The organism is Robertmurraya sp. DFI.2.37 (assembly GCF_029211245.1).
Classification (GTDB): Bacteria; Bacillota; Bacilli; order Bacillales; family Cytobacillaceae; genus Robertmurraya; species Robertmurraya methanolica_A.
Window position 1 is genome coordinate 1 of the sequence record NZ_JARGEJ010000105.1, and the last position, 4,874, is coordinate 4,874.

The following is a 4,874-nucleotide window of genomic DNA, read 5'->3' on the forward strand; positions in this document are numbered from 1 at the left end:
GGTTTACTATAACAACTATCGATATCAGTGGGACTTAAAAAAGATGACCCCTATTCAATATAGGAATCATCTTCTAGTTGCTTAATCTCTTTTTTTATTGTGTCCTTGACATAGGTGCCAGTTTATTTTCTCCTCTTCCTTTTTTATTATCAAATTAATAACCAACCTCAACGGAAGCGATAACTATGTACATTAAATCATTTTTATCGCCCTTTTCTTCAAGAACAATTCCACTAGTAGTAAGCATGCCACCATCCATAATTTCTACTGTGACTTGTCCGTATGGTAATGTAGCTTTCACTTCCTCAATATTGAGCTTGTCTTTATCGCATGGGACAGCTAGCTTCACATTCACTTTCATATTATCGAGACTGTTATCTGGCAAAACTGAGCGAATTCCTGGCATCGAGTTAAAATGAATCGCATTTTTTATTGCCCGTACAGCTGCTGTCGTAATATCCTGACCATGGACATCAATTCCCATGCCAGTTTCTATAAACATTAATCTTTCCATATATCCTCTTCCCTTCCTTTGCTTTCAGTATTATATTACCTCTTTTTAAAGGCAGTTGTTAAATAAAAGGTTAAAAAAGTATAGGAAGTAATCAAAATATTACTATTTGTTAGCGCTTTCATAAATGGGTTATAGGGATATAATCTAGTTGTAATTAAAAAAGGCTTTGTTAAATCATAGTAGTGATGTTTCGCTCATTCGATACCCTGATTTCACAAAGAATGAACCAATAACGAAGCCAAATAAAAATTGGTCAATGAAAGGAGTTTTATGATGAAGGGGTTTAAAGTCATTTCTTTCTTATTTGTTGCGTTTTTTGTTGTTGCTTTTTTAGCTGCATGTAACAGCAGTAGCACTGGTGGTAGCAGTAAAGGTGTAAGCGTGGGGATTGTTTTGCCAACAAAGGATGAACCGAGATGGGTTCAAGATGAACAACGTTTCAAGGATGCTCTAGCTGATTCTGAGTATACAACGGAGATTTTGTTTAGCCAAGGTTCTTCTGCTAAGGAAAAAGAAAATGTTGAAACTTTATTAAATAAAGGGATTGATGTGTTAATTATTAGCCCGCATGATGGCGAAGCAGCAGGGGCTGCGGTTGAAGCGGCGAAAAAAGATGGTGTAACGGTAATTGCCTATGACCGTTTAATTACGAATACAGATGCAGTTGATTATTATGTAACGTTCGATAGTATTGCTGTTGGTGCCGCCCAAGCCCAGTATTTAGTCGACAATACAAATGGTTCGGGTGTACCTCTCTATTTATATGCCGGTGCAGCCTCGGATAATAATGCGTTTCTATTTTTTGAGGGGGCATGGAGTGTTCTTCAGCCGAAAATTGCTGATGGAACATTTAAAATTGCCAACTCAAGTGAAGCGATTGCTTTGCAAGATAAACCTGAGCTTACTCGTGATGAGATGAGTAAAATTCTCGGTCAGGTCACGACTAACTGGGACCCTAATGAAGCGATAAATAAAGCACAGACACATCTTACTGCAGCGGGGGCTGATATGAAAGGGGATGTTGCCATTCTTGCACCAAATGATGGCACTTCTCGTTCCATTGCTGATACTTTTGCAGCAGATTCAGAGATTTCAAGCTATATCATTACTGGTCAGGATGCTGAGAAGGCTTCGATTCAATATATTATTGACGGAAAGCAGTCGATGACAGTATTTAAAGATGTTCGAACTTTAGTCACGGATGCAATGGGAATGGCAGTGGATATTCTCGATGGAAAAACGCCTGAGACAACTGGTACCTATGATAATGGTGAAATTGAAGTAAAAGCGAAACAAACAGATGTAATCGTTGTCGATCAAGCAAATGTAAAAGAGGAATTAATAGATTCCGAGTATTATGAAGCAAGTGAATTTACAGGTTTATAAGCTCGACCATAAATGTTGCTTGAGGAATAGTGATAGATTCGTCTATCACTATTCCCATTTCCAAGATTGTGATTGATTGGGGGGACCTAAGGTTGCAGAACTATATTTTAGAAATGAACCAGATCTCCAAGGAGTTTAGTGGAGTTAAGGCACTTAGTGATGTCAATTTTAAAGTGGAGAAGGGAGAGATTCACTGTTTAATTGGCGAGAATGGTGCGGGCAAATCAACCTTAATGAAAGTGCTTAGCGGCGTTCATCCATACGGGACATATAGTGGTGATATTGTATTTGAAGGACAAATTCAAACATTTAATAAAATCAGTGATAGTGTGAAAGCAGGTATCGCGATTATCTATCAGGAATTAGCGTTGTTTCCAGATCTCACGGTCTATGAGAATATTTTCGCTGGTAATGAAGTCAAGCGCGGCGGAGTTATTGATTGGAATCAAACGATCGTCCAAGCGAAGGAAATGTTAAATAAGGTTAAGTTGGATGTCAATCCAGACACGCTTGTAAAGGATTTAGGGGTGGGCAAAAGGCAGCTAATTGAGATTGCTAAAGCGTTAAGTAAAAATGTTAAGCTTCTTATTTTAGATGAACCGACAGCAGCGTTAAATGAAGATGATAGTGAAAATCTATTGAATTTGTTGCAGCAATTAAAATCACAAGGAATTACCTGCATTATGATTTCCCACAAATTGAAGGAAGTTATCCATATTGCCGATAGAGCAACAGTCCTTCGCGATGGGCAAACCATTTGTACTTTAGATAGTGCAAAAGATGAAATTACTGAGGCTGTGATTATTAAAAATATGGTTGGTCGGGAGATAAATGATATTTATCCTAAAAGACCGGAGCAAAAAAAAGGCAAGAAAATTTTAGAATTGCATAATTGGTCCGCGTATGATCCGCAGCTAGGTCGAGATATTGTTAAAAATATCAACATGCATGTTGATGAAGGTGAAATAGTTGGTATTTCAGGATTAATGGGGTCAGGCAGAACAGAACTTGCCTTAAGCATTTTTGGAAATGCCAAGGGGTATAAGCTTCAGGGGGAGTTAATTTTTAATGGCACCCATCGCGAATTCAAACATCCAAGTGAAGCGATCAAGGCGGGGATTGCCTATGTAACCGAAGATCGAAAGGGGGATGGGCTTTTCTTAAGCCAAGATATTAAAAATAATATTTCCGCTTCTAATTTAAAAGCGATTTCGCAAAATGGTTTAATTAACGATAATGAAGAAATAAAAATTGCTGATGAATACAGAAAATCATTATATATTAAGGCATCCTCTGTTGAACAAAGTGTTGGGAATTTAAGTGGAGGTAATCAACAAAAAGTTTCTCTAGGAAAATGGTTATTTGTAAGTCCCAAGCTTTTAATACTGGATGAACCAACACGTGGGATTGATGTTGGAGCAAAATTTGAAATTTACTCCGTAATGAACAAATTAATAAGTGAGGGAATGAGTATTATTATGATTTCCTCAGAATTGGGCGAAGTGTTAGGGATGAGTGACAGAATATACGTTATGGCCCAGGCAGAAATAAAAGGGGAGCTTGCAAGTGAGGAAGCTACACAAGAAAAGATCATGCAGCTCGCTACGCAATAGGAGGAATCAGTACGATGAATACGATTAATGAAGCAAAAAACTTGATTAAGGATAATATTCGCGATTACGGAATGTACATTGCCCTGGTTGTGATTATCCTTACTTTTACGATCATGACAAATGGTTTGTTTATTTCTTCCCGAAACATTAGTAATCTTCTTGATTCTGCCGGATATATTGCTGTTTTAGCTGTAGGTATGACGCTTGTGATTGTCATTCGCCACATTGATTTATCAGTGGGCTACGCTGCTGGATTTCTAGGGGCAATTGCTGCTATCTTGCTTACGCAAGCAGGAGTTTCCGTTTTTGTTACGATCCCCATTATTCTCGCGTTAGGAATTGTGATTGGTTTATTCAATGGCTTACTAGTGGCCAGTATTGGAATTCCGGCATTTGTCGCAACTTTGGCGGGGATGCTGATTTTTAGAGGCGCCTTGCTTCAGGTGACAGAAAAAACAGGAACGATTATCATCCAGGATGATAAATTTAATGCAATTGGCAATGGCTATATTCCTTCACTCTTTCAAATAAACGGCTTGCATTTTCTCTCTTTAATTGTGGGCTTGCTTGGGATTATTATCTATATTTATAGTGAAATTTCCAATCGCAAAAATAAAATTAAATATCAATTTGAAGTCGTCTCAAAAAATATATTTATATTAAAATTGCTCTTTATGTCAGCCATTATTGCCTATATCACGTGGATTTTAGCAGGTTATAATGGTTTTTCATGGACGATCATTATTATGTTATTAGTCGTCATCGTGTATCATTTTCTTTCGACAAAGACCGTACTCGGAAGGCATATTTATGCAGTTGGAAGCAATCCAGAAGCGGTCCATTTAAGTGGAATTAACGTAAAGAAAATCACTTATATTGTCTTTGGTTCCATGGGAATGCTTGCAGCGCTGTCAGGAATTCTTTTTACTTCGCGTTTGCAGTCAGCTACAACTACGGCTGGAACCTTATTTGAACTTGACGCTATCGCTGCTGCGTATGTAGGTGGTGTCTCATCAGCGGGAGGCGTCGGCAAAGTGACAGGAGCGATCATCGGGGCGATTGTGATGGCCTCTCTTACGAATGGGATGAATCTGCTCGGTGTTGGTATTTCCTATCAATATATGATTAGGGGCGGAGTATTGGCAGGAGCGGTAATATTTGATGTGATGACGAGGAAAAAGAGATAGAAGCGCGCTGGGAACGCTCTTGGCGAGTAGAAAAGAGTATCCAAGAGTAAACTGGCACCTATGTCAAGGACACAATAAAAAAAGAGATTAAGCAACTAGAAGATGATTCCTATATTGAATAGGGGTCATCTTTTTTAAGTCCCACTGATATCGATAGTTGTTATAGTAAACCAT

General features: G+C 38.3%; 6 protein-coding genes. 4 read left to right on the top strand and 2 right to left on the bottom strand.

Features of this window, described 5'->3' with window-relative positions:
* The coding region (locus tag PZE06_RS25245; protein ID WP_275791704.1) for an IS3 family transposase at positions 1 to 85 on the top strand (85 nt) is incomplete at its 5' end.
* Between the two features lie 69 nt (positions 86 to 154).
* Here the strand turns inward: PZE06_RS25245 and PZE06_RS25250 are convergent.
* On the bottom strand, positions 155 to 514 hold the full coding sequence (locus PZE06_RS25250; protein WP_150917747.1) for a Lin0512 family protein: 360 nt from the start codon (positions 512 to 514) through the stop codon (positions 155 to 157).
* A gap of 270 nt (positions 515 to 784) precedes the next feature.
* Between PZE06_RS25250 and PZE06_RS25255 the strand changes: the two genes are divergently transcribed.
* The 3 genes from PZE06_RS25255 (at position 785) to PZE06_RS25265 (ending at position 4,700) form a co-directional block, all read left to right on the top strand.
* Positions 785 to 1,900: a sugar ABC transporter substrate-binding protein gene (locus tag PZE06_RS25255; protein ID WP_150917750.1), complete on the top strand. Its 1,116-nt coding sequence runs from the start codon at positions 785 to 787 to the stop codon at positions 1,898 to 1,900.
* A 92-nt stretch (positions 1,901 to 1,992) separates the two neighbouring features.
* Complete coding sequence (locus PZE06_RS25260; RefSeq protein ID WP_150917753.1) at positions 1,993 to 3,513, top strand: sugar ABC transporter ATP-binding protein; 1,521 nt, start codon at positions 1,993 to 1,995, stop codon at positions 3,511 to 3,513.
* A gap of 14 nt (positions 3,514 to 3,527) precedes the next feature.
* Positions 3,528 to 4,700, top strand: a complete 1,173-nt coding sequence (locus PZE06_RS25265) for a sugar ABC transporter permease (RefSeq protein WP_150917756.1) — start codon at positions 3,528 to 3,530, stop codon at positions 4,698 to 4,700.
* Positions 4,701 to 4,787: 87 nt separating this feature from the next.
* On the opposite strand, the gene PZE06_RS25270 is transcribed toward PZE06_RS25265, so the two are convergent.
* On the bottom strand, positions 4,788 to 4,874 hold an 87-nt coding region (locus tag PZE06_RS25270; RefSeq protein ID WP_275791656.1), incomplete at its 5' end, for an IS3 family transposase.